This window comes from Pseudomonas sp. NPDC077451, assembly GCF_044543345.1.
In the GTDB taxonomy this organism is placed as follows: Bacteria; Pseudomonadota; Gammaproteobacteria; order Pseudomonadales; family Pseudomonadaceae; genus Stutzerimonas.
The window spans coordinates 159,926-183,149 of the sequence record NZ_JBITVX010000008.1 but is presented as its reverse complement, the minus strand read 5'-3'; the positions used below and the strand labels follow the sequence as shown (position 1 = coordinate 183,149).

19 protein-coding genes are annotated in these 23,224 nt (G+C 60.0%); 9 read left to right on the top strand and 10 right to left on the bottom strand.

Annotated elements, in window-relative coordinates:
• Positions 1–45 precede the first annotated feature (45 nt).
• The 8 genes from ACIGHL_RS14685 to pilG all read right to left on the bottom strand — a co-directional run bounded on the left by ACIGHL_RS14685 (position 46) and on the right by pilG (position 13,242).
• Positions 46–516 carry a chemotaxis protein CheW gene (locus tag ACIGHL_RS14685; RefSeq protein WP_128120382.1) on the bottom strand — a complete coding sequence of 157 codons (471 nt, stop codon included), beginning with the start codon at positions 514–516 and terminating at the stop codon, positions 46–48.
• Positions 513–1,568: a chemotaxis protein CheB gene (locus tag ACIGHL_RS14680; RefSeq protein WP_128120383.1), complete on the bottom strand. Its 1,056-nt coding sequence runs from the start codon at positions 1,566–1,568 to the stop codon at positions 513–515. Before ACIGHL_RS14680 ends, ACIGHL_RS14685 begins: the two co-directional genes overlap by 4 nt.
• Entirely contained in the window at positions 1,561–8,784 is a 7,224-nt protein-coding gene (locus ACIGHL_RS14675; RefSeq protein WP_446697615.1) for a hybrid sensor histidine kinase/response regulator, read from the bottom strand. Before ACIGHL_RS14675 ends, ACIGHL_RS14680 begins: the two co-directional genes overlap by 8 nt.
• 11 nt (positions 8,785–8,795) lie before the next feature.
• The gene (locus ACIGHL_RS14670; RefSeq protein WP_128120497.1) at positions 8,796–9,662 is read right to left on the bottom strand and encodes a CheR family methyltransferase; all 867 of its coding nucleotides are present in this window, start codon (positions 9,660–9,662) and stop codon (positions 8,796–8,798) included.
• 60 nt (positions 9,663–9,722) lie between these two features.
• Positions 9,723–11,771: a methyl-accepting chemotaxis protein gene (locus ACIGHL_RS14665; protein ID WP_128120384.1), complete on the bottom strand. Its 2,049-nt coding sequence runs from the start codon at positions 11,769–11,771 to the stop codon at positions 9,723–9,725.
• 79 nt (positions 11,772–11,850) lie between these two features.
• Positions 11,851–12,387 carry a chemotaxis protein CheW gene (locus ACIGHL_RS14660; RefSeq protein ID WP_045423728.1) on the bottom strand — a complete coding sequence of 179 codons (537 nt, stop codon included), beginning with the start codon at positions 12,385–12,387 and terminating at the stop codon, positions 11,851–11,853.
• Between the two features lie 37 nt (positions 12,388–12,424).
• The gene (gene pilH / locus ACIGHL_RS14655) at positions 12,425–12,790 is read right to left on the bottom strand and encodes a twitching motility response regulator PilH (protein WP_102836674.1); all 366 of its coding nucleotides are present in this window, start codon (positions 12,788–12,790) and stop codon (positions 12,425–12,427) included.
• Between the two features lie 44 nt (positions 12,791–12,834).
• Positions 12,835–13,242: a twitching motility response regulator PilG gene (pilG, locus tag ACIGHL_RS14650; RefSeq protein WP_019339789.1), complete on the bottom strand. Its 408-nt coding sequence runs from the start codon at positions 13,240–13,242 to the stop codon at positions 12,835–12,837.
• Positions 13,243–13,477: 235 nt separating this feature from the next.
• Here pilG and gshB point away from each other — a divergent pair, with 235 nt between their 5' ends.
• The 7 genes from gshB to ACIGHL_RS14615 all read left to right on the top strand — a co-directional run bounded on the left by gshB (position 13,478) and on the right by ACIGHL_RS14615 (position 19,400).
• A complete protein-coding gene (gshB, locus tag ACIGHL_RS14645) occupies positions 13,478–14,437 on the top strand; it encodes a glutathione synthase (protein WP_128120385.1) in 960 nt (319 codons plus the stop codon).
• Between the two features lie 159 nt (positions 14,438–14,596).
• On the top strand, positions 14,597–15,493 hold the full coding sequence (locus ACIGHL_RS14640; protein WP_128120386.1) for an energy transducer TonB: 897 nt from the start codon (positions 14,597–14,599) through the stop codon (positions 15,491–15,493).
• 82 nt (positions 15,494–15,575) lie between these two features.
• Positions 15,576–16,145, top strand: coding sequence for a YqgE/AlgH family protein (locus tag ACIGHL_RS14635; protein ID WP_128120387.1), 570 nt, complete (start codon positions 15,576–15,578; stop codon positions 16,143–16,145).
• Complete coding sequence (gene ruvX / locus ACIGHL_RS14630) at positions 16,142–16,570, top strand: Holliday junction resolvase RuvX (RefSeq protein ID WP_128120388.1); 429 nt, start codon at positions 16,142–16,144, stop codon at positions 16,568–16,570. Before ACIGHL_RS14635 ends, ruvX begins: the two co-directional genes overlap by 4 nt.
• Before the next feature lie 19 nt (positions 16,571–16,589).
• Entirely contained in the window at positions 16,590–17,102 is a 513-nt protein-coding gene (pyrR, locus tag ACIGHL_RS14625; protein WP_128120389.1) for a bifunctional pyr operon transcriptional regulator/uracil phosphoribosyltransferase PyrR, read from the top strand.
• 10 nt (positions 17,103–17,112) lie between these two features.
• Positions 17,113–18,129, top strand: a complete 1,017-nt coding sequence (locus tag ACIGHL_RS14620; protein WP_045423712.1) for an aspartate carbamoyltransferase catalytic subunit — start codon at positions 17,113–17,115, stop codon at positions 18,127–18,129.
• Positions 18,129–19,400 (top strand): dihydroorotase, encoded by a 1,272-nt coding sequence (locus ACIGHL_RS14615; RefSeq protein ID WP_128120390.1) that lies wholly within the window; start codon positions 18,129–18,131, stop codon positions 19,398–19,400. Before ACIGHL_RS14620 ends, ACIGHL_RS14615 begins: the two co-directional genes overlap by 1 nt.
• 56 nt (positions 19,401–19,456) lie before the next feature.
• Here the strand turns inward: ACIGHL_RS14615 and ACIGHL_RS14610 are convergent, their stop codons facing one another.
• On the bottom strand, positions 19,457–19,861 hold the full coding sequence (locus ACIGHL_RS14610; RefSeq protein WP_128120391.1) for an NINE protein: 405 nt from the start codon (positions 19,859–19,861) through the stop codon (positions 19,457–19,459).
• Between the two features lie 133 nt (positions 19,862–19,994).
• Between ACIGHL_RS14610 and ACIGHL_RS14605 the strand changes: the two genes are divergently transcribed.
• Both ACIGHL_RS14605 and ACIGHL_RS14600 read left to right on the top strand, forming a co-directional pair.
• Positions 19,995–21,206, top strand: a complete 1,212-nt coding sequence (locus ACIGHL_RS14605) for a putative DNA modification/repair radical SAM protein (RefSeq protein ID WP_128120392.1) — start codon at positions 19,995–19,997, stop codon at positions 21,204–21,206.
• The gene (locus ACIGHL_RS14600; protein WP_128120393.1) at positions 21,206–22,036 is read left to right on the top strand and encodes a TIGR03915 family putative DNA repair protein; all 831 of its coding nucleotides are present in this window, start codon (positions 21,206–21,208) and stop codon (positions 22,034–22,036) included. The genes ACIGHL_RS14605 and ACIGHL_RS14600 overlap by 1 nt, the downstream gene beginning before the upstream one ends.
• On the opposite strand, the gene ACIGHL_RS14595 is transcribed toward ACIGHL_RS14600, so the two are convergent.
• A complete protein-coding gene (locus ACIGHL_RS14595) occupies positions 22,037–23,182 on the bottom strand; it encodes a PilT/PilU family type 4a pilus ATPase (RefSeq protein ID WP_046161609.1) in 1,146 nt (381 codons plus the stop codon).
• Positions 23,183–23,224 lie beyond the last annotated feature (42 nt).

Sequence of the window (23,224 nt, the reverse complement as noted above, 5' to 3'; positions counted from 1 at the left end):
AACACAGCAATCGACCTGACGGCCGGACGACCGCAATGTCCCGACTCAGATCAGGCCGGCGTCCGCCAGTTTCTGCTCCAGCGCGATAAGGTCCGGTATGCGCGCCTGAACATCGCCAAGGTTGACTGCATCCAACTCCAAGGGGGCCAACGGGACGTCCGAGCGTGCCAGGTTTGGGTCAACCTTGACCGAGCGCGGGATCCCCTGAACCAGCAAAGCGATGAACTTCACATGGTCACGCCCACCCAGGGCGTTTAGCACGGCTACGCGAGAACCCGACCCAGTGTTGGGTTGACCGTCCGATGCCGCCTCGAACGACAGCAGCGGCAATGTGAGGTCTCGCCACGACACCTGCCCGAGGAACCAGGACGGGGTGCCTTGCGCCGACTGCGGAGCGCGATAAGGAATGAGCTCGGCTACCGCGACGTTTGGCACTAGCAACATTCGGTCGGCTAAGGGGACCAGAAGCCCGGTTAGGCTGGCAGAGGTATCCTGAGTGATAGCGGCTTGACTCATAGGTTATCCAGTTGCAATGCCGCAACAGGCTGGCTGGCCTGTTGCGCAAAATGATTGACCAAGGCCTGAGCCAGCTCGCGAGGGTCACCGCTGAGCGAGCTATAGCCACCCTCGCGGAGGCTGTCGGGCATGCTCGAGCAGACGCAAGAGTCGGCTCGTTGGGTCCAGACCCTGCCGCCCTGACGTAAAACATAGGCGGCTGCGGCATTGCCATCGCTGCCCATGCCGCTGAATGCGATAACACCACAACGATCACCGAACTGCTGAGCCAGATTAAGCATCATCTGATCGATGGATGGACTATAGGGCTCGGGCCAGCTTCGCCCATGGAGCAGCATGACGCCGTCCTTGCCGAACCCCATCTCCTCGCTGATAGGCGCCACGACCACCTCACCGCAACGTATCGAGTCGTTTGCACGACTTTGATTAACGCTCCACTGACTGTGGCGCCCCACCGCTTGCGATAGGGCCGATTCGAAGCTTGCCTCGATATGCTGGGCGTAGACGAAGCCAACCGGCAGCCCCACCGGCAGCGCATCAAGAAAAGCCTTTACCGCCTCTGGCCCGCCCAGCGATGCCGCCAGTAGCCATACTTCGCGGGCAGGTTCCCCGGCGATCGAATCAGCCGCAGCCAGCAGCGTGCCAGGCAACGCAAGGCGGGTGGCACGTTCCGCTTCTCCACGCAGAACCTCAAGACGTGGGCCCACAACTCGAGAAGGGTCGCCAACCAACCGCTTCAGCTTGCCAAACATGCGCCGTTCCCAGCGCGGATAATGTTCGGAGTGACGCTCCGGCGCGTGCCCCTCGCCAAACAAAACCGGACAGCTGTCCCGCTCGAGCAAGGCATTAACCAGCGGGGAATCCTCCGTCTGCGCCAGATCAACCAGCCACAGGTCGGCTTGCGCTGCCACCAGGTCTGATTCCTCAATCCGCGCCGGGTCGCAGTTGAGCACGACGTTGTAACCATTGGCACTCAAGGCCTGCTGCAGCACATGGCGCTGCAACGAAGTGTCTGCGATCACACCGATACGGGCGGCGCTGACTTCACTCATGACGCGGAACCAACTTCTGGATTGTCTCGAGTAGCAGCGATTCCTGATAAGGCTTTCCAAGGTACTCGTTCACACCGATGGCCATGGCCCTATCCCTGTGCTTTTCGCCGGTTCGCGAGGTAATCATGATGATGGGCAGATCCTTCAGATGCTCATCGTGGCGCACCAGCGTGGCTACTTCGAAACCGTCCATCCGCGGCATCTCGATATCGAGCAAGATGATGTCCGGCTTGCGCTCCTGCAGCTGCGTGATTGCGTCGACACCATCCTTGGCCGTCAGCACGTTCATTCCGTTCCGCTCGAGGAGGCGGCTGGTGACCTTGCGCACAGTCACCGAATCGTCAACGACCATCACCAGCGTCGGCCGATCGACTTCAATATCGCCCGGCTCGTCTTCGCCGAGCAGGCGCAATGGTTGCTGCTGGGTGAGCAGATGCGCATGCAGAACACGGATGGTTGCGAGCAGATCGAGAATCACCACCACCCGGCCATCACCGAGGATGGTCGCACCGGAAATACCGGGCACGGTGGCAAATTGCGGCCCCAAGCCCTTCACCACAATTTCTCGGGAGCCGGCAAGGCTATCGACCTGTACCGCCACACTGTGGTCATTCGAACGCACCAGGATCACCGGTAATGGCAGGCTTTGCCCGACCAGCTTTGGCCGCTGACCGTTGTTAAGCAGCTCGCCTAGGTAGCGCAACTCATAGGTCTGTCCCGCATACTCGAAGCGCGAAGCACCAGGCTGGTAATAGGCTTCGAGTTCGTAAGGCGACACACGCACGATACCTTCGATCGTGTTCAGCGGAATCGCATAAAGGTCCTCGCCGGAGTACACCATCAGCGCCCGATTGACCGACACAGTGAATGGCAGGCGGATCAGGAAGCGTGTCCCTTTACCAAGCGTAGACTCGATGCTCATGGAGCCCCCGAGCTGCTTGACCTCGGAGTGCACAACATCCATTCCGACGCCACGCCCGGATATCTGCGTCACTTGCTCGGCGGTCGAGAAACCGGCCTCGAGAATGAACTGCAGCACGTCATGGTCCGACAGTTCGATGCCGGGCTGCATCAAGCCGCGCTCGATCGCCTTGCGGCGAACGGCTTCAAGGTTGATGCCTGCACCGTCATCGCTCAACGCCAGCACGATATCCCCGCCTTCACGGCTCAGGTCCAGGCGAATGTTGCCCTGCTCGGGCTTACCTGCTGCGACACGCTTGGCGCCGGCTTCAATACCGTGGTCAACCGCGTTGCGCAGCATATGCTCCAATGGCGCAACGATGCGCTCGAGTACGCTGCGGTCCATCTCACCTGTCGCATTGCCCACCTGGAACTCGACCTGCTTGCCTAGCTCGCCAGCCACCTGACGAACGATCCGGCGCAAACGAGGCACCAACCGATCGAAGGGAACCATGCGGGTGCGCATGAGGCCTTCCTGCAGCTCCGTGTTGACCCGCGCCTGCTGCAGCAGCAAGGTTTCGGCGTCGCGATTACGCGCGGCCAGGGTTTCCTTTAGATCCAGCAGGTCCGATGCCGACTCGAACAGTGCGCGTGACAGCTGCTGCAACTGCGAATGCCGGTCCATTTCCAGCGGATCGAAGTCGTCGTAGCCTGCACGCTCGGCCTCAGCCTGATAGCGGCTAAGAATCTGCGCCTGGGTTTCGGTGTCCAGCCGTCGCAACTGGTCGCGAACCCGCTCGATAGTGGCTTCCATCTCTCCCAGGGTGAAGCCAACGTCGCTGACCTGCTGCTCAACCCGACCGCGGAAAATTGATGTTTCGCCCGCCAGGTTGACCAATCCCTCCAAAAGGTCCGCAGGCACCTTGACCAGTTCCTGCGGTGCGCGGCGTGAAGCAGCATCCAGTGCAGCCTGTTCGGCGCGCCGGATGAATGGCAGAACCTTAGCCGGCGAGGTGCTGATCGGAGCCTGGGCACTGGCGGCCACGATAGGCGTTTCGAGCACGATGACGGACGAGCTTGTGTGCTCGGCCTGTGCATTTTCCTGCGGCTGTGAGTCTGTCTCCAGATCGGGCTCAGTTATAAGCCGCGAGCGCATCGACTCGACCTCTTTGAGCAATGCGTCATAGCTGCCCTGCACGTCCAGAAACAGGCTGTCAGTCCATGGGCCGCCTTGCAGTTGCGCCTCACTGAGACGTTGCTCCAGGTCATGTGCCATGTCGCCCAGACGACCTTGAGCCGCCAGCCGCGCACCACCTTTCAGGGTATGGAGCACCCGCATCATGTCGGCCAGGGGCGCGACGCTATCACCTGTGGCTTCCCAGCGCCCGAGGGCGGACTCCATTTCCTCCAACAGCTCGTCCGCTTCTTCGACAAAAATATCGAGAATCTCGGCTTCGGCAGCGTCTTGGGCGGCATCCTGCGCTGCCTTCAACGCAACGCTGCTGGGCATGCTCAATTGCTCTTCAGGGTTCGCCCGAAAACGCTGAATGGTTGCGATCAGGTCTTGTCCGTCCGGCAGCTCACGGAAAGCGCGCACGGCATCGAGCATCGCCGCGAGCCGGTCATGGCATGTTTGCAGTAGGGCGAACAAGGTTGGACTGGCGCGGTAATGACCGGCGCACAGTCCCTCGTAGAGGTACTCCAGCTCGTGGGCCAGATCGCCGATCTCGCGTATGTCCGCCATCCGCGCACCGCCTTTCAGGGTGTGCAGATCCCGTTGCAGCGCTTCGATCTCAAAACTATTGTCAACATCATCGATCCAGCGTTGAAGCGATGCTCCGGCGCGCTCGATGATGTCAAACCCTTCCTCTAGAAAGATCTCTACCAGCTCTGGATCGCGGTTTTCCCAGCTGCCGGCTCCTGCCTTGCCTGACTCGGTCGCCGAAGTCGCATCCTGCGATTCGACCGGCTCCGGCTCTTTGGGCAGTTCTACGACGACCTGCTCCACTGGCTGGTCCAACGCTTCAAGCGGGAGGGCGTCGCCCGCTGCACGTTCGACCTCAGGTTCATCGGTGCCGGTATCAAGCCCGAGTAAGGAATCGGCCCTCTCCGCAGCTTCAAGTTGCTCTGAGTCATCAGTAGCGGACTCAGCCCTCTGCGGGTCCTCGTCAACCATTTGCATTTCGTCGTCGGCCGAAACAGCCGGGTCGAAGCTCGGTGCGATCCCTTGCCGGTAAGCGCGAATATGCTCAATCAACCGCGCAGCGGGATCCATTGGCTTGTGCGCCTGGAGTTGCTCAAGTTGAATAGCCAGCTGATCGTGGCTGCGTAGGAGCAGCGTGGCGAGATCATCCGTATGCACGTAGCGGCCGTCTGAAAGCCCTTCATAGAGGGTTTCGAGCTCATGCGCGAGATCGCCAATCGGCCGAATTTCAGCCATCCGCGCGCCGCCTTTGAGGGTATGCAGGTCACGCAGCAAGGCCGATAACGCCAACTGATTGGCTGGGTCTCCCAGCCAGCGTTCCAGCGCACCGCCAGCGCTTTCCAGCAGATCGACAGCTTCGTCAAGAAAGATCTCGACCATTTCCTCGTCTAGCTCGTCCTGGCCCAACAAAGGCTCGGCGAGCAGGGCTTCGGCTTCGGCTTCGGCTTCGGCTTCGGCTTCGGCTTCGGCTTCGGCTTCGGCTTCGGCTTCGGCTTCGGCTTCGGCTTCGGCTTCGGCTTGAGGCTGTCTGGCACCGTCGACTGAGTCAAACGCAGCAGACGGCGCCATGGAGCTTTCTTCGGCCGGTTGCTCAAAGGTGAGCGGATCAATCGCTTCGGCCAGCAACTGTTCAAGCCGGGCCACCAGCTCCGGCTGTCCGGTCACCTGCAGACCGGCCGCCACCTGATCCATCATGCCAACCAGCGCCTCGTGAGCTTGTTCAACGTCATCGAAGAACCGTGCACTGACTGCGAGACGACCTTCCTGCACGACCGCATACAAGTCGAGTAACACCTGGCACAGCGTGTCGATTTGCGGAAGCTCGGCCATCTGAGCGCCGAGACCAAGCGTCGTCAACTCTTCCAACAGCGCCGTCAGCTCCTGCCGCTCGGCAGGATGTTCGCGCCAGCTCTGCAGAAGCGCTTCGGCGTCGAGCAGGATGTTCATGCCCTCGGAGAGAAACATCGCAATCATGCCTGGATCGCGTGGCTCACCCTGTTCTGTATCGCCACGCTCGCCAGCGTGCGCCAGCCGTGCCTGATGCAGCGCATGCACGCTGGCGATGAAATCTTCTGCTCCCTCGATCGTTGCCAGCGGCTCACGCTCAAGATTTTCCAGCCCTCGCCTGAGCAGCTGCTCTGCGGTATGTAACAGTTCGGCCTCAGCCAGATCCATCTGTATCAGGTTGGCCTTGAATTCCTTGACCATTCTTTCCAATGGCGTGGCGATCTCCGCCATCGGAAGTATCCCGGCCATGTGCGCGCTCCCCTTGAGGGTATGTAGCGCGCGCTGCAAAGGGTCGGTAACTGGTTGCGGCAGGCGTTGCGCGCAATCGGCGAGAAAGTCAACGAGCGTGGCAAGATGCGCTTCTGCCTCGTTGCGGAATATCTCCAGCAACTGCGGATCCAGTACTTCGTCAATCACCTCTTCCTGGGCCGGCTGGTCAATCGCGACTCTGCCCTGAGGGTCAGGTTCAGGCAACTCACCTTTGGCCAAGGCGTGAGCGTTGGCTGCCAACCGATCGACATCGTCGCGCTGGCGTTGTGCCCTAGCTGCAAACTCTTCGACTAGGGTTGGCATCAGAGCCACTACGTCACGTACCAGTTGCTTGACAGGCTCGCCTACGTCAATGCTGCGATCAAGGACCCGATTGAGCAGGTTTTCGACTGACCAGGCGAGCTCGCCAATGATCAGTGCACGGACCATGCGCCCGCTGCCCTTGAGAGTATGGAAGGCGCGCCGCACCTCGCCGAGGAACCCCTTGTCAGAAGGATCCTCACACCAACGTGGCAGGTACTCGGCGATAGTTTCGAGCACCTCGGCGGCTTCCTCGATGAACACTTCGAGCAAATCATCATCGACCGCCTCCTCACCTTCAGGCGGAGGCAGAAGGCTCGGCGGAACATCCCGAGCTGGGGGGTTGACCGAGACGACAGGCGTAGCCATGACATCTTCCATGGTCATAGCCGACTCGTCAGAAGCTGAATCGACAATGGGGCCGGGCAGCACGACCTCAGGCATATCGAGCGCAGCCATCTCGGCTTCACTCCACTCCAGCTCGTAGGCCGGCGAATCATCCGCAGGCTGTCCTTCGGCAGCATGCGACGCATCGTCCGCCGCAGCAGCATCTGCCTGAAAAGACTCCAACTCGGTCGGTTCGAGAGTTTCGCCTGACCAATCGAACGAATCAGCCTCCGCCACACCGTCGACGCCCAATGCTTCTTCGTTGGCCCACTCGGTATCGGCTCCCAGATGCTGCTCGGAAGGCGGAAAATCTGATCGTATCGAGGCCTGCTCCTGCATTTCGGCAGTAGGCTCGGAGGCCAGCGCTGGCTCGGAAGGCAGCACTTCGATGTCATCGAGCGGATCCGACGATTCGACGCTCGCCTCAGGGCTGGCTTCTCCAAACTCGCTAGAAGGCTGCTCACTGAGCGGATAGCCCAACGCCTGCAGACTCTCTTCAGCGACATCCAGAATCAGGTCGCCCTGCGAGCCGCAGTCTTCGCTGAGACGCTCGAGGTAGTACTCGACGCTGGTTATTGCATCAGCCAGCGTATCCAGGCTTTGCCAATCTGGAATCGCCTGCTTCGCCAGCAATTGCTCTTGTATGTAGCGGTTGCAGGCATCCAGCAAGGCCGCAGCGCGGGCAAGGGGAACCATTGCGAGCCCGCCGCGGGATTGGGTCAGCAACTCCGGAACACGTGCCAGATGTTGATGATTCCATTGGGAGGCGATGAACTCGATAATCGCGTCTTTCGCCTGTTCCAGGCCCGTACGCGCCTCTCGGATAACCAGGCGATGGATCTGCCCGACGTCCGTGGTTGGGAGGTGACTCTCCTCGCCTCGATGCTCGGCTGCGGTACCCCCAACCATGCCAGCGAGCGTCGCCTCAACGTACAGCAGGGCGCCCGCGACATCCATCAAAGCAGCGTCGTCAGGCTGCTGCTGCCCATTGGCCAAGGCTTCGACCAGGCTGATCTGCTCTAGAATGATCCGGCGTGGTTGACCGAAACCGAGCACGGCGAGCGTATCGGCAATCTGCTTGAGCGGAGGCTGCAGCGCGCCAAGCTCAGTGAGTCCCAGACGGTCGCTACGTACAAAGAGGTCCAGGCTGTCCTTGACCCGAACCAGCTCCTCACACAATGCGGCCACAACCGAGCGCATGGCGCCGCGGTCCGGCCCGGCCAGCTGAGCCCGCTCTTCGTCGACTAGCGTGCTGTCGGGCAACGCATCATCCAGACTGTACTCAGCTTTCAAGGCCTGGATGCGGGGCGACTGAGCCGGCGCCTTGGCGATATAAAACAGCAGATTCTTGGTCAGCTCGTCAGGAGCGGCCTGATTGATGCCCTCTGCGCCCTGAGTGACCAGACGCTTCAGCTCTTTGTCTACCTGCCGTAACAGGTTCCGAACCGTGGTGCCATTAGCGACAGCGCCACTGGCGAGCCCCTCAACCACGCCGGATGCGATCTGCCACAGCGCGCCCAACGGCGCATCCTTACAGAGCATTTCCAGACGCGCGAAGACTCGCGCCATATAGCTTAGGTTGGTAGGTAGATCCTGGTTGCGAATGACCCCAACCAACGCGACCTGCAACATCTGCCGTAGCTTTCGTAGCAAACTCGGCAGATCGTCGGTCTGTCGCTGCGCCAAAAACTCGCCCGACAGGGCCGGCGCCCGCGCGGACATATTTGGCGAAAACAGGCTGGTTTCCGATAACAGCTTCTCGCCACGCGCCGCCCGAAGATCGTTAAGCAGCGGCAACACGACCATGGGTAGATCGCGCCGCGCACTCTGGATGCGATCCAGATAAACCGGCATCTGCAGAATCGCCTGCATGAGCACTTCAAGCGCCTCGGTCTGGCTGGCGACGCTTTCATCCAACAGCGCACGGGCGAGCTGCTCCATTTCCTCGGCAAGCAGTGCAGCGCCATAAAACTCAACCATCTGCAAGGTGCCGAGCACCTGATGCACGTAGGTCAGACAGAAGCGCATCCGCGTCGAGTCTTGCGGGTTTTCGACGAACGCTTCCAAGGCCTGCCGTGCCTGCTTCAGCGTTTCGGCAATTTCGCCTTTCACCCACTCCAGGGCGACATAATCGTGCCGATCACCCATAGCGACTCCGCTCATAAACATTTCCGGGTAAAGGCCAGAACCTGACTATCAGCCACCGGAACCAGATCCGGGTGCTGCCAACCGACAACCTCGCCCGCACCAATAACCAGCAATCCTCCCGGCGCCAGGCGCTCGACAAGACGATTGAGGATTTCGCGGCGGCGCCAGCGGCGGAAGTAAATCAACAGGTTCTGACAAAAAATGACGTCCACATCGGACATTGGCGCACCGGCCAGCTCCAGCACGTTAAGTCGGGCAAAGCACACCCGTGCTGCCAGGCTGGGCACTACTCGGAAACGATCACCCGCCAGTGGTTGGAAATACCGCTCGCGTAGGTCGGGGTCCAGCTGCTCGAGCCGACGAAGACCGTAAAGGCCCTCGCGAGAACGGCTCAACGCGCTGAGACTGATATCGGTTCCTATCACACCAAACTGTGTTTCGCCGCCAGCGCACGCAAGCGCCTCTGCGGTACAAATCGCCAAGGAGTATGTTTCCTCGCCGCTTGCGCAACCAACGCTCCACAGCGACCAGGGGTGAGCAGCGCTTCGCGACTCGACACGCCCCTTTATGTAATCGGAAAGCGCTGCAAACGACGGCGGGTGACGGAAAAAGCGAGTCTCCTGCACCGTCAGGCGGTCCATCAGGGTGGACCATTCCACAGCACCGCGGGGGCCGTCAGTGACCTGGCGGTAATAACTCGCGTAGTCCAGCGCCCCGACTTCGCGCATGCGGCTGCTCAGATTGGTCTGAAGAAAGGCCCGACGCTGCTCGGTCACGACCATACCGGAGCGCTCTTCGAGCAGGGCCTGCCAGTCATTGAATTCCGCCGCTGACATATCAGCCAAGGGTCTCAGTGACCAATCAACACCTGGCTGCATGCCCTGCCCCTTATCCATGAACTTCCACAGCGGGCCATCTCAGGCCGCCGCGTTCTCCAATCAGGCCTGATCCTGCGCTTCCGGCAGGGTAAAGCCGGACACCGAATGCCGCATTTCATTGGCCATCTTGGCGAGGTTACCAATGCTCCTCGCAGTAGCGGTGGTGCCCGAGGAGGTTTGCGAAGTAATTTCCTGAATCACGTTCATGGTGTTGGAAATATGACCAGCCGAAGACGCCTGCTGGCGAGCCGCGTTGGAAATGTTCTGTATAAGCGCCGCGAGGCTCTTGGATACCTTTTCGATTTCCTCCAGAGCAACCCCGGCGTCCTGGGCCAGACGTGCACCTCGAACCACTTCGGAAGTAGTCTGCTCCATCGAGATAACCGCTTCGTTCGTGTCGGTCTGAATCGTTTTCACCAGGGCTTCGATCTGCTTAGTTGCAGCAGAGGATCGCTCCGCAAGGCGCTGTACTTCGTCCGCAACTACTGCGAAGCCTCGACCGGCATCACCTGCCATGGAGGCCTGAATCGCAGCGTTCAATGCGAGGATGTTGGTCTGGTCTGCGATGTCGTTAATCAAGCTAACGATATCCCCGATCTCCTGGGAGGACTCACCGAGACGCTTGATTCGCTTGGAGGTGTCCTGAATCTGCTCCCGAATGTTATCCATGCCGGTGATGGTGTTATGCACCACCTCGTTGCCCTTGTTTGCGATCGCTACCGAGCGCTCGGCTACCGCCGAGGATTCGGCAGCGTTGGCCGATACCTGGTCAATCGACACCGCCATTTCGTTGATCGCTGCCGATGCACCGGCAATTTCCTGAGCCTGATGCTCGGATGCCTCGGCCAGATGCATTGCAGTCGCCTGGGTTTCCTGGGCCGCACCAGAGACCTGTACGGCGGTCTGGTTGATCGTCTCAACCAAGTCACGCAACTGGTCGATGGAATAGTTGATCGAGTCGGCGATGGCGCCGGTGAAGTCTTCGGTAACCGTGGCGGCTACCGTCAGGTCACCGTCAGCCAGATCGCCGATTTCGTCGAGCAGACGCAAAATCGCTGTCTGGTTGCGCTCGTTCTTTTCCGCGGTTTCGCTCAATCGACGACGCGTAACCTGGACCATGACCAGGCCGATCAACAGAATTGAAGCCAGTGCCAATGCACCAAGGACATAGCCTGCTAGTGTATTGACGTAACGGGCTTCGGCACGATTTTGAAGCCCTTGGGTCAGTTCGGACGTTTTGTCGAGCAGGGTCTGCGAGACCTCGAAAATACTGTTCGATGACTCACGCACCTGGAACAGTTCCGGTGAGGTTTCCAGAATCTCATCCACTGATCCGGACACGAACTGGAACAGCTCAGAGATCGCCGCCAGCCGATCCAATGCTTCGACGTCGCTCACCCGGGTGATCCCCATGGCTTCGTTGCCTTCGAGCATGGCGCTGAGGACGCGACCGAACAGGCTGGCGTCACGACCAAACATGTCTGCAGCCTGCACTGAGTCCTGGTCGCCGGAAAGTACCTTGTTGACCGAACCCAGAATACGTTCGGCGAGCAGCGATTGACGCTGCGCTACTGAAACCTGAGCGGCTGGGGCACCACTTTCGAGAAGGATGTCCACGACCTCCTCATACTCAACCTGAAGCTGGGGGATGGTTTCGGCGAGGGTCGCAGCAACCTGGTGCAAGGACAGTACGGTTTGTTCGCTCGCAAGAATCGCATCAGTATTCTGCCGCAGCGTATCCCAATCCTGCTGCACCGCCGTCACCTCAGACTGAAGCGACTCCGGCACCGCTGGTAGTCCAATGCGCTCATCACCAACGGACAAATAGCTCCAACGTTCGCTGAAGTCATTGCGAGCATCTTTCAGGGAGTCAAATGCTTCGGGAGTACCAGTGGCCGCCTCAACCGCGTTCTTCGCAATGCGCTGGGAGAGAACTCGCAGCTCACCTGCGTGTCCAACGTATTCGTTATCATAGTCGGCCTGTGTATTGATGTACGCAAAGTTCACGAACAGCAGCACCATCGACACGATCAAGAGGATAAACAGGCCAGCAATCAACGTATTGCTACGTACACCTGCCAACAATGCATTCGCGTTCATTTTTTTCATTTTTTCCGGCCCCCGCCTGGACCACCCGTACGTTTCCTTCCAAGAACCAAAAGGCCGGCATCAGCCGACCCCACCTAAATCAATACGCCACGTCCAGGAATTTCTGGTGCGCGGCAAGCGCGTGCGGACTGAAGACCAGCCAGGGCTGCTCACGCTGAAAAACACCGTGAATGAATGGTTGAATCGATGCCTCGACAGGAGGCAGCTGTTCGGAAAAAGCATCTACCGGAAAATGCTGCATGCCGAACACTTCATCGACCGTCAATCCCGCAAACACTTCCTGATGGTCCACCACCAGCACGCGCCGCTGCTTGCGTAGCGGCGATAACTCCAGTCCTAGATAACCGCACAGATCCATGATAGGCAAAAGCCTGCCGCGGACGTTGGCAACCCCTTTCACCCAGGCTTTCACTCCGGGGAGCAAGGTGTAGCGCGGCTCGTGGAGTATTTCGCCAACCTCCCCCATCGGGGCAACAAACAGTCGGCCACCCATCCGGAAACCTATACCCGCCCATGTCTGGACAGCTTCTTGCTGCGACGGCAGTCCGGCAGCCAAAGCCCTACAACGGCTGTCGATCTCCAAGAGTCGCTGAAAAGGCGAAGGCGTATCCGACATGCTGCAACTTCCTTTGTCCGAATCCCGAAATCGTCGATTAACCGGTAAGTACGGCGCTCAGGGTCTTCAGCAGTGTCGCTTCGTCCACCGGCTTGGTCAGGTAATCTTTGGCACCTTGACGCTTGCCCCAGACCTTATCGGTTTCCTGATCCTTGGTGGTCACAATGATCACCGGAATGTGACTGGTTTCAGCATCTTTGGTCAGTTGGCGAGTTGCCTGAAAACCGTTCAGGCCGGGCATTACGATATCCATCAAAACCGCGTCCGGTTTCTCCTGGCGCGCAAGCGCTACGCCATCGGCACCGTTTTCGGCCTTGAGCACGACGTGTCCATGCTTTTCCAGCATGGCTGTCAGCTTGTACATCTCGGTCGGCGAGTCATCAACAATCAGAACGCGAGCCATGGTTTCTCCGTGGGAAAGGCTTCAGCGGCACACAGGGCCGGACTTCAGGATACTTGCTCAACCGGTGCAAAATCCGGCACATGTGCCTTGATAGCACCGAGCAATTCTTCTTTGCTGAACGGCTTGGTGAGGTACTGGTCCGACCCCACGATCCGCCCCTTGGCCTTGTCAAACAAACCATCCTTCGAGGACAGCATGATCACCGGCGTGGACTTGAAAGAACTATTGTTCTTGATCAGCGCGCAGGTCTGATAACCATCCAGCCTGGGCATCATGATATCGACGAAGATGATGCGCGGGTGACTATCCGCGATCTTGGCGAGCGCATCGAAGCCATCCACCGCCGTGATCACATCACAACCTACTTTCTTCAGTAGCGTTTCGGCGGTGCGACGAATCGTTTTCGAATCGTCGATCACCATGACCTTCAAGCCCTCGGAGTGCTGTTCCATTTCGCCCTACCATCGCCTCGGTGAGTCGTAGTTTATCGTTATGTCAGTGCGCCGGAGGCCCTGTCATCGATGGGCTGCACCCAATCGCCGGACCTTTTTAGCACACTCCTCAAATGCAAGCTATCTGCCGCCGGAGCAGCGGGATTTTCCTTGACCCAGCGCACAACCGCGGCCAATCTGCGTCGGTATTTCAAGCCTCTGGCAGCTCCTGCTGCCCCTCGTTGGAGACCACCACATGACTGTTCGCGTCGGGATCATCATGGACCCAATCGCGCAGATCGCATTCAAGAAAGACAGCTCACTGGCCATGCTGCTGGCAGCCCAGGACCGCGGCTGGACGATCTATTACATGGAACAGCGCGATCTTTACCAGCTTGCCGGCGAGGCACGGGCCCGCATGCGCCCGATCCAGGTCTTCAACGACCCCCAGCGCTGGTACGAAACAGGGGAGGAGATCGACAGCGCTCTTGCCGATCTCAATGTCATCCTGATGCGCAAAGACCCGCCCTTCAATAGCGAGTATGTCTATGCCACCTACTTGCTGGAGCTTGCCGAGCAGGCCGGCACGCTGGTGGTGAATCGCCCGCAGAGCCTGCGCGATTGCAACGAGAAATTCTTTGCCACCCAGTTTCCGCAATGCACCCCACCGACCCTTGTCAGTCGGCGGTCCGACATTCTGCGGGAGTTTGCTCGCGAGCAGCGTGACATCATTCTCAAACCGCTGGATGAAATGGGTGGCGCATCGATTTTCCGCCACCGCGAAGGCGACCCGAACCTTTCCGTGATTCTCGAAGTACTGACCGAGCACGGTAGTCGCCAGATTATGGCGCAGCGTTACATACCGGCCATCAATGAGGGCGACAAGCGCATCTTGATGATTGATGGCGAGCCGGTGCCCTATTGCCTAGCGCGCATTCCAGCAGCGGGCGAAACACGGGGCAATCTTGCCGCCGGCGGACGCGGCGTCGCCCAGCCACTTTCTGAGCGTGACAAGGAGATCGCCGCGATTGTCGGGCCAGAGCTACGCAAACGCGGGCTGCTTTTCGTCGGACTGGACGTGATCGGTGATTTCCTTACCGAGATCAACATTACCAGCCCGACCTGCATTCGTGAGATCGACAATGCGTTCGATACCCGCATCGGCGAGCGCCTGATGGACGCTATCGCTGCAAAATTGAGCAGACCCAACGTTTAGTGGCAATGCGGTTGGCCTAGCCGACCGCCTCTCCACCGAACGCCCCCTGTGTTTGGGGCGACCCATCGCCACGCCTACCCACCAAAGCTGCCGCCTGGTTCATAGACTTTTACGGTCACGCTGGGCAGACTGCGCGCACTTCAAGCCGACTGAAATGCGATGAACGCCGCTACCCGCCAGCCCTCTCTTGCCGCTACCGGTGTCCGTCCGGCAGACCGTCTCGGCTTTACGATATTTCTCGCAGCCGCGCTTCATGGTGCCCTCATTCTAGGGCTCGGCTTCACGCTCTCCGAACCGAAGCAGACCAGCAAATCGCTGGAAATCACCTTGTCCACGTTTAAAAGCGAAGACAAGCCAAAGGAAGCAGATTTCCTGGCTCAGGACAATCAGCAAGGCAGCGGCACGCTGGAGCATAAGGCCTCGCCGAAAACAACCGAGCAAGCACCGTTCCAGGATACCCAGGTGCGCAAGGTGTCGCCCGCTTCGTCGCCACCGCCTAGCAGCCCTAGCGAGGCGCCAAAGACAGCCGTAGCAACCCGCGCACCCCAGCCGGACAAGACACCGGCAAAACCACAAAAGAACAAGCCGCAGCCGCAGGCGCAGCCGGCTCCCGTCTATGACAGTTCGCAGCTCAGCGCGGAAATCGCCAGCCTTGAAGCCGAACTCGCCCAACAGGTCGAGCAATATGCCAAGCGGCCTCGCGTCAGTCGTCAGAACAGTGCAGCCACCATGCGCGACATCAGCGCCTGGTACCGGGACGAATGGCGCAAGAAAGTCGAACGCATCGGCAATCTGAACTACCCCGACGAGGCGCGCCGTCAACGTATCTACGGCAGCCTGCGCATGCTGGTGGTCGTTGACCGAAACGGTGCGGTACAGGAGCTTCGAGTACTCGAATCGTCAGGCCAGCCGATGCTCGACCAGGCCGCTATGCGCATTGTCAGGCTTGCCGCACCTTTTGCCCCTTTTTCCGGTGAGCTGGCGCAGAACTTCGATCAGGTCGAGATCATCAGAACCTGGCGGTTCGAGCGCGGCGACCGTCTGTCAAGCCGCTGACAAGAGACGTCCGCGCCGCATCGGCCACGGTATCTAGCGCGGCTGCTTCACGGCCCAGCCCGCAACGCTTAAGCTAGCACCCATGAACGCGACCTCACCCAGCTACCTCAAGCATCACTTTCTGATCGCCATGCCGCATATGGCGGACCCCAATTTTGCCCAGACATTGATCTATCTGGTGGAGCACAACCGGGACGGCGCGATGGGGCTTATTGTTAATCGTCCGAGCGGATTGAACCTGACGGACATCCTTGAGCAACTCCGCCCGGATCAGCCAGGCGATGTCAGCACCCAGCATCTGACGATTTTTTCGGGCGGCCCGGTCCAGACCGATCGAGGCTTCGTGCTGCATCCGGCCGACGCCCAATTCCAGGCAACGCTCGATCTAGGCCCGCTCGGAGTGACGACGTCCCAGGACGTCCTCTTCGCCATCGCCGACGGCTACGGCCCCAAGCAGCATCTGATTGCCCTCGGCTATGCGGGCTGGGAACCTGGCCAACTGGAAGCGGAGCTGGCCGAAAACGCCTGGCTCAGCTGCCAGGCGCAGCCAGAGATTCTTTTCGACCTGCCCTATGATCAGCGTTTGACTGCCGCTGCCGCATCGCTAGGGGTCGACCTTAGATTGCTCAGCAGCCAGGTCGGCCACGCATGAGCGCGCTGCGTCTGCTGCTCGGCTTCGACTACGGCACCAAGCAGATCGGTGTCGCCGTTGGACAGGCGATCACCGGTCAGGCACGCGAGCTTTGCGTGCTCAAAGCGCAAAATGGCATACCCGACTGGTCACAAATCGAGGCACTGCTGCGTGAGTGGCAACCGGATGCACTAGTGGTCGGCCTGCCTTTAAACATGGACGGCAGTGCCAGTGAGATGAGCGCTCGTGCTGAGAAGTTTGCCCGCCGCCTCAACGGTCGCTTCAACCTGCCAGTGCATACCCATGACGAGCGCCTCACGACATACGAAGCCAAAGGCGAACGCCTGCGTGGCGGTCAGAGCGGCGGTTACCGTGAACGCCCTGTCGATGCGCTGGCCGCCGCTCTTTTACTCGAAGGCTGGCTGAGTGCCCAGCAAACCGCCTGAAGCGGTCCCAGGAGAAATCATGACCCTGCCCAACCCCGACCAGCTGCTCCCGGAAATGGCTTCCGCTCTGGACCGACACCTGAACAGCCGCGCCGTCAGCGAACCTCGCTTCATCGGCATCCGCACGGGCGGCGTCTGGGTCGCCCAGGCGCTGCTTGAACGGCGGAACAAGAACGAGGCGCTGGGAATTCTGGATGTCTCCTTCTACCGCGACGATTTCACCCAGAATGGCCTGCATCCCCAGGTCCGCCCCTCGGAGCTGCCGTTCGAAATCGAAGGGCAACATCTGGTACTGGTCGATGATGTACTGATGAGTGGTCGCACCATTCGCGCCGCGCTCAACGAGCTGTTCGATTATGGTCGACCCGCCAGCGTCAGCCTGGTATGCCTGCTCGACCTCAACGCCCGCGAGCTGCCAATCCGGCCAGACGTAGTTGGCGCGACACTCTCACTGGCGCCTGACCAACGGGTGAAATTGCTTGGCCCAACCCCGCTAACGCTCGAGTTCCAGACCCTCGCCTCCGCCAATTGAGACCCTCGCGATGACGCCAACCGACGCCAAGCGCCCACTCCAGCTGAACGACCATGGACAGTTGCGCCATTTTCTCTCGCTGGATGGACTACCCCGCGCGCTACTTACCGAAATCCTCGACACCGCCGACTCGTTCCTCGAGGTCGGCGCCAGAGCGGTGAAGAAAGTCCCGCTATTGCGAGGCAAAACCGTTTGCAACGTATTCTTCGAAAACTCCACACGCACTCGCACCACCTTCGAGCTGGCGGCCAAGCGGCTGTCGGCGGACGTGATCACCCTGAACGTCTCGACCTCCTCGACCAGTAAGGGCGAAACACTCACCGATACCCTGCGCAACCTCGAGGCGATGGCCGCCGACATGTTCGTCGTCCGTCACGCGGATTCCGGCGCCGCGCACTTCATTGCAGAACACGTCTGCCCGGATGTAGCGGTCATAAACGGCGGCGATGGGCGCCATGCGCACCCGACCCAGGGCATGCTCGACATGCTCACCATTCGCCGGCATAAGGGCGACTTCGAAAAGCTTTCAGTGGCCATCGTCGGCGACATTCTGCATTCGCGGGTAGCCCGCTCCAATATGCTCGCGCTGAAAACACTGGGCTGCCCGGACATTCGTGTCATCGGCCCAAAGACACTGCTACCCGTCGGCCTGGAGCAGTATGGCGTGAGCGTTTACCACGATATGAACGAAGGCCTGCGCGACGTCGACGTGGTGATCATGCTGCGCTTGCAACGTGAACGCATGCAGGGAGGGCTGCTGCCCAGCGAAGGCGAGTTCTATCGGCTCTATGGACTCACTACTCAGCGTATGGGGCTGGCCAAGCCGGACGCCATCGTCATGCATCCCGGCCCGATCAACCGCGGCGTTGAGATCGAGTCCGCGGTGGCGGATGGTGCCCAGTCGGTCATTCTCAACCAGGTCACCTATGGCATCGCGATTCGAATGGCGGTGCTGTCCATGGCGATGAGCGGACAGACCGCACAGCGGCAACTTGAACAGGAATATGCAGCCGAGGAGCAGAATTGATGCCTACCCACATCCTCGGTGCTCGCCTGATCGACCCGGCCAGCGGGCGCGACGAAGTCACTGATATTTACTGCCAGGACGGCAAGATTGCTGCGTTCGGCCAAGCCCCGGCAGGCTTCAACGCCGCCCAAACCATTGACGCACGAGGCCTGGTCGCAGCGCCTGGCCTGGTCGACCTATCGGTAGCGCTTCGTGAGCCTGGCTACAGCCGCAAGGGCAGCATCGCCAGCGAAACGCTCGCGGCAACGGCCGGCGGCATCACCAGCCTGTGCTGCCCACCGCAGACCAAGCCTGTACTGGACACTGCAGCAGTAGCTGAACTGATCCTCGATCGCGCCCGCGAGTCCGGTCATGCCAAGGTCTTTCCAGTCGGCGCGTTGACGCGCAATCTGGCCGGCGAGCAGCTGTCGGAACTGGTCGCGCTACGAGACGCGGGCTGCGTCGCCTTCGGCAACGGCCTGGCCAACTTCACCAGCAATCGCAACCTGGGCCGAGCACTGGAATACGCCGCCACATTTGACCTCACGGTCGTCATCCATTCACAGGACAGCGATCTGGCAGAGGGTGGTTTGGCCCATGAAGGCCCGGCGGCGGCCTTTCTCGGCCTGGCCGGAATTCCCGAAACAGCGGAAACCATTGCCCTGGCGCGTAACCTGCTGCTGGTGGAGCAAGCCGGTGTGCGTGCACACTTCAGCCAACTCACCACTGCCCGCGGCGCGCAGATGATTGCCGATGCGCAGGCTCGCGGCCTACCAGTCACCGCTGATGTGGCGATGTATCAGCTGATCCTCACCGACGAAGCGCTGCACGGCTTTTCCAGTCTCTACCATGTACAGCCGCCTCTGCGCAGTGCCGCTGACCGTGAAGGCCTTCGCCAGGCGGTCAAGAGTGGCGTCATCTCGGTGATCTCGAGCCACCATCAACCGCATGAAGCCGACGCCAAGCAGGCCCCTTTCGGCGAGACCGAGGCGGGCATCAGCAGCGCCGAAATTCTCCTGCCTCTCGCACTGACGCTGGTCGAAGATGGCCTACTGGATCTACCGACCCTGCTGGCTCGCCTGAGCAGCGGCCCGGCCACGGCGCTGCGGCTGCCAGCCGGCCGGCTGTCGATTGGCGGAGCCGCAGATCTGGTCCTTTTCGACCCGAGCAGTTCGACCCTGGCCGGCGAGCGCTGGCACTCTAAAGGCCGGAATTGCCCGTTCATCGGGCATTGCCTGCCCGGAGCTGTGCGCTACACCCTGGTTGACGGGCGAGTTGCCTTCCTCGGCTAGATCGCTCACCCAGCCTTTCGCAGCCGAGCAGGGCTGCGAACGGTCAGCGCACGATCTCAACGATCAAAGCGCTTTTCCATATTCTGCATCGACACCTGGCTATTGAGCGTCCAGAAGTCATAAAGGATGCCGATGAAAAACAGCCCACCCGTACAAAGATAGATCAGCCCGGTAATCCACTTGCCCTGGTACATCCGGTGTACGCCGAATACACCCAGGAATGTCAGCAGAATCCAGGCGACGGTGTAGTCGATCGGGCCAGGCTGAAAGCGCAGGTCGGCTTCACGGTCCATCGACGGGATCAGAAACAGGTCGATGATCCAACCGACGAAAAACAACCCGAGCGTGAAGAACCAGATGGTGCCGGTGATCGGCTTGCCGTAGTAGAAGCGGTGCGATCCTAGAAAGCCGAAAATCCACAGAAGATAGCCAATCAGGGTGCTATGGGTGTTTTGACGCATCTGAGCCTCGCTGTCCGATAGTGGAATTCCTTGAGCTTATCTGATTACCACTCATTGCAGCGCCTGCCGGGCGGACATGATTCAACTGAGTCACCATGATACTGTATATGCAACCAGCATCATGGTGATTGTTATGCAGTTGATCGAGAAGCTCAGCGTCCTGGCCGACGCCGCAAAATACGACGTGTCTTGTGCCAGCAGCGGTGCGCCCAAACGCAGTTCGAAGGGACGCAGTGGGCTCGGCGCCACGGATGGCATGGGCATCTGTCACAGCTTTACCCCGGATGGTCGCTGTGTGGCGCTGCTGAAAATCCTGTTGACCAACTTTTGCCTGTACGACTGCCAGTATTGTGTCAACCGGCGTTCCAGCGATGTTCCGCGCGCACGCTTCACCCCAGAAGAAGTGGTGACGCTGACACTGGACTTCTATCGCCGCAACTGCATCAGCGGCCTGTTTCTCAGCTCGGGAATTATCCGCTCGGCTGACTACACCATGGAGCAGCTTAATCGCGTGGCCAAGCTGCTACGCGAAGAGCACGAGTTTCGCGGTTACATTCATCTGAAGACGATCCCAGATGCCGACCCGCAACTCATTGCAGAGGCGGGGCGTTACGCCGACCGCCTCAGCGTCAACATCGAACTTCCGACCGAGGCCAGCCTGATTCGCCTGGCGCCGGAAAAACAGGTAGCGACCATCAAGCAAGCGATGCACGCCATTCATGAGGGCGAGACCGAAGCGAAAGCGGAACAGCGAGCGCCACGCTTCGCACCGGCAGGTCAGAGTACGCAGATGATCGTCGGGGCGGACGCCACCGATGACAGCACCATTCTGCATACCGCCCAATCACTGTATGGCGACTTCAGACTGCGCCGCGTCTATTACTCGGCATTCAGCCCCATTCCGCACAGTCCGAAGACAGTACCCTTCGAAGCACCGCCGCTGCTGCGCGAGCATCGCCTATACCAGGCCGACTTCCTGATGCGCAGCTATGGCTTCAAGGCGGGCGAATTGTTGACGGGCCCGGGCAACTTGCCGCTGGACATCGATCCGAAGCTGGCATGGGCACTGTCCAATCGCGAGCATTTCCCGGTTGATCTGAATAGCGCCGAACCTGCATTGATTGCGCGCATCCCCGGCATCGGCATTCTCAGCGCCAAACGGCTGGTCGCCCTGCGCCGACAGAAGCGAATCCGCTTTGAAGATCTAACCCGCCTTCGCTGCTCGCTGGAAAAAGCCAAGCCCTTCATCATCACTCAGGATTACCGCCCCAGCCTGGCCTACCGAGAATCGTCCGCCTTGCGCCAGCAGCTCAGCGAAGGCCCGGTGCAGATGGGGCTCTGGTAATGCTTCAGGTTCGTTTCGACGGTCGTTTCGATGGCTGGCGCCAGGCGGCTCGCGATTTGCTCCACCGCGGAATCGCCCCACATCACGTGGAATGGCTTGCTGGCGACGAGGCGGGTGGCTTGTTCGGCGGCCACGTTGCACCGGAGCCGATCGAGCCCAGCTCGCCGGTACGCATCCCTCGGCAGTTGCTCGCCGAACTGGAAACTGCGGCGCGCTTTCGAACAGCTGACCGCTGGAGCCTGCTGTATCGCATCCTTTGGCGGGTCGCGAAGGGCGACCAGACGGCCAGGCTGGTTGGCGATGCTGACGGCAGCGAACTGCACGCGCGAATCAAGACAATCCGCCGCGAAATGCACCATCTGCACGCCTTTCTCCGGTTCAGCCCGATTACGTGCCCGAGCGGCCCCGACTATGCGGCCTGGTTCGAGCCCGCGCACGACATCCTAACCGGCGCCGCGCCGCATTTCGCCGAGCGGATGGGCCTGCACTCTTGGTTGATCGCGACACCGGATGATGCAGTGTTGTGGGACGGGGACGTCATGCACTACGCCAATCCCTGTCCGGCCATCTGGCGCCGGTTGGCACAGACCGCCCAGGAGTCTGGCGCTGAGTTGTGGAAGACTTATTACGAAAGCACGTTCAACCCGGCGCGGCTCAACCGCGACGTGCTGCAGAACAATCTGCCGGTGCGCTTCTGGAAAAACCTGCCGGAAGGGCCGCTGATCCCGCAACTGATGAGCCATGCCCGGGCTGGAGCGCAACGTGACGGCCAGGCAGAGCGTGTCGCCACCCGTCCGGGCAAGCGCATCGAACGGACCGGACAGGCATGATCAGCGGAAGCTGCGACCCGTATCGTCGTCACTGACTTCCAGCGTCAACCCCTGAGATACGCTGGTGAGATGTTCACCGTCGGTTTCCGAACCCAGCTTGATCATCAACCGCAGATCGTTGGAGGAGTCGGCATGCGCCAGGGCGTCTTCATAAGTGATTTCGCCTTGCACGTAGAGGCTGTACAGCGCCTGGTCGAAGGTCTGCATGCCAAGGTCGGTGGAGCGCTTCATCAGCGATTTGAGCTCGTGAACCTCTCCTTTACGGATCAGATCAGCTGCAAGGGGGGTATTGATCAGCACTTCGATCACCGCGCGGCGGCCTTTGCCGTCGGGCGTCGGGATCAGCTGCTGAGCGACGATGGCTTTGAGGTTCAGCGACAGATCCATCCAGACCTGCTGGTGCCGATCAGCCGGGAAGAAGTTGATGATTCGGTCCAGCGCCTGGTTAGCGTTGTTGGCGTGAAGGGTCGCCAGGCATAGGTGGCCGGTTTCGGCGAATGCAACGGCGTAGTCCATGGTTTCCCGCGTCCGCACTTCACCGATGAGGATCACATCCGGCGCCTGGCGCAGGGTGTTTTTCAGCGCTACATCGAAGGAGTCCGTATCGATCCCGACTTCACGCTGGGTGACGATGCAGCTCTGATGCTGGTGAATGAACTCAATCGGATCTTCGATCGAGATGATATGGCCGCTGGAGTTCTTGTTGCGGTAGCCGATCATCGCAGCCAACGAGGTCGATTTGCCGGTACCGGTCGCACCGACGAACAGCACCAACCCCCGCTTGGTCATTGCCAGCTTTTTCAGCACTTCGGGGAGTTTCAGGTCTTCCAGCGTTGGTATGTTGGTCTCGATACGGCGCAATACCATGCCCGCGAGGTTGCGCTGATAGAAGGCGCTGACCCGAAAACGACCAATGCCGCGCGCGCTGATGGCGAAGTTGCATTCGTGGTTTTCCGTGAACTCGCGACGCTGCTGCTCGTTCATCACCGCGTGAACCGTTTCGCGGGTCATTTCCGGTGACATCGGTGTCTTGTTGACTGGCAGGATCTTGCCGTTGACCTTCATCGACGGCGGCACGCCAGCGGTAATGAACAGGTCGGAACCGCCTTTTTCCACCATCAGGCGCAACAGTTTCTCGAATTCCATCGTCGTTCTCGTAGTCCGGCGTAGCCGCGCTATAGCAAAGCG

What these genes read in the sequence shown, in the direction of transcription:
- ACIGHL_RS14685 (WP_128120382.1), bottom strand. Translation starts at nt 516, where the DNA reads ATGAGTCAAGCCGCTATCACTCAGGATACCTCTGCCAGCCTAACCGGG.
- ACIGHL_RS14680 (WP_128120383.1), bottom strand. Translation starts at nt 1,568, where the DNA reads ATGAGTGAAGTCAGCGCCGCCCGTATCGGTGTGATCGCAGACACTTCG.
- ACIGHL_RS14675 (WP_446697615.1), bottom strand. Translation starts at nt 8,784, where the DNA reads ATGGGTGATCGGCACGATTATGTCGCCCTGGAGTGGGTGAAAGGCGAA.
- ACIGHL_RS14670 (WP_128120497.1), bottom strand. Translation starts at nt 9,662, where the DNA reads ATGCAGCCAGGTGTTGATTGGTCACTGAGACCCTTGGCTGATATGTCA.
- ACIGHL_RS14665 (WP_128120384.1), bottom strand. Translation starts at nt 11,771, where the DNA reads ATGAAAAAAATGAACGCGAATGCATTGTTGGCAGGTGTACGTAGCAAT.
- ACIGHL_RS14660 (WP_045423728.1), bottom strand. Translation starts at nt 12,387, where the DNA reads ATGTCGGATACGCCTTCGCCTTTTCAGCGACTCTTGGAGATCGACAGC.
- pilH (WP_102836674.1), bottom strand. Translation starts at nt 12,790, where the DNA reads ATGGCTCGCGTTCTGATTGTTGATGACTCGCCGACCGAGATGTACAAG.
- pilG (WP_019339789.1), bottom strand. Translation starts at nt 13,242, where the DNA reads ATGGAACAGCACTCCGAGGGCTTGAAGGTCATGGTGATCGACGATTCG.
- gshB (WP_128120385.1), top strand. Translation starts at nt 13,478, where the DNA reads ATGACTGTTCGCGTCGGGATCATCATGGACCCAATCGCGCAGATCGCA.
- ACIGHL_RS14640 (WP_128120386.1), top strand. Translation starts at nt 14,597, where the DNA reads ATGAACGCCGCTACCCGCCAGCCCTCTCTTGCCGCTACCGGTGTCCGT.
- ACIGHL_RS14635 (WP_128120387.1), top strand. Translation starts at nt 15,576, where the DNA reads ATGAACGCGACCTCACCCAGCTACCTCAAGCATCACTTTCTGATCGCC.
- ruvX (WP_128120388.1), top strand. Translation starts at nt 16,142, where the DNA reads ATGAGCGCGCTGCGTCTGCTGCTCGGCTTCGACTACGGCACCAAGCAG.
- pyrR (WP_128120389.1), top strand. Translation starts at nt 16,590, where the DNA reads ATGACCCTGCCCAACCCCGACCAGCTGCTCCCGGAAATGGCTTCCGCT.
- ACIGHL_RS14620 (WP_045423712.1), top strand. Translation starts at nt 17,113, where the DNA reads ATGACGCCAACCGACGCCAAGCGCCCACTCCAGCTGAACGACCATGGA.
- ACIGHL_RS14615 (WP_128120390.1), top strand. Translation starts at nt 18,129, where the DNA reads ATGCCTACCCACATCCTCGGTGCTCGCCTGATCGACCCGGCCAGCGGG.
- ACIGHL_RS14610 (WP_128120391.1), bottom strand. Translation starts at nt 19,861, where the DNA reads ATGCGTCAAAACACCCATAGCACCCTGATTGGCTATCTTCTGTGGATT.
- ACIGHL_RS14605 (WP_128120392.1), top strand. Translation starts at nt 19,995, where the DNA reads ATGCAGTTGATCGAGAAGCTCAGCGTCCTGGCCGACGCCGCAAAATAC.
- ACIGHL_RS14600 (WP_128120393.1), top strand. Translation starts at nt 21,206, where the DNA reads ATGCTTCAGGTTCGTTTCGACGGTCGTTTCGATGGCTGGCGCCAGGCG.
- ACIGHL_RS14595 (WP_046161609.1), bottom strand. Translation starts at nt 23,182, where the DNA reads ATGGAATTCGAGAAACTGTTGCGCCTGATGGTGGAAAAAGGCGGTTCC.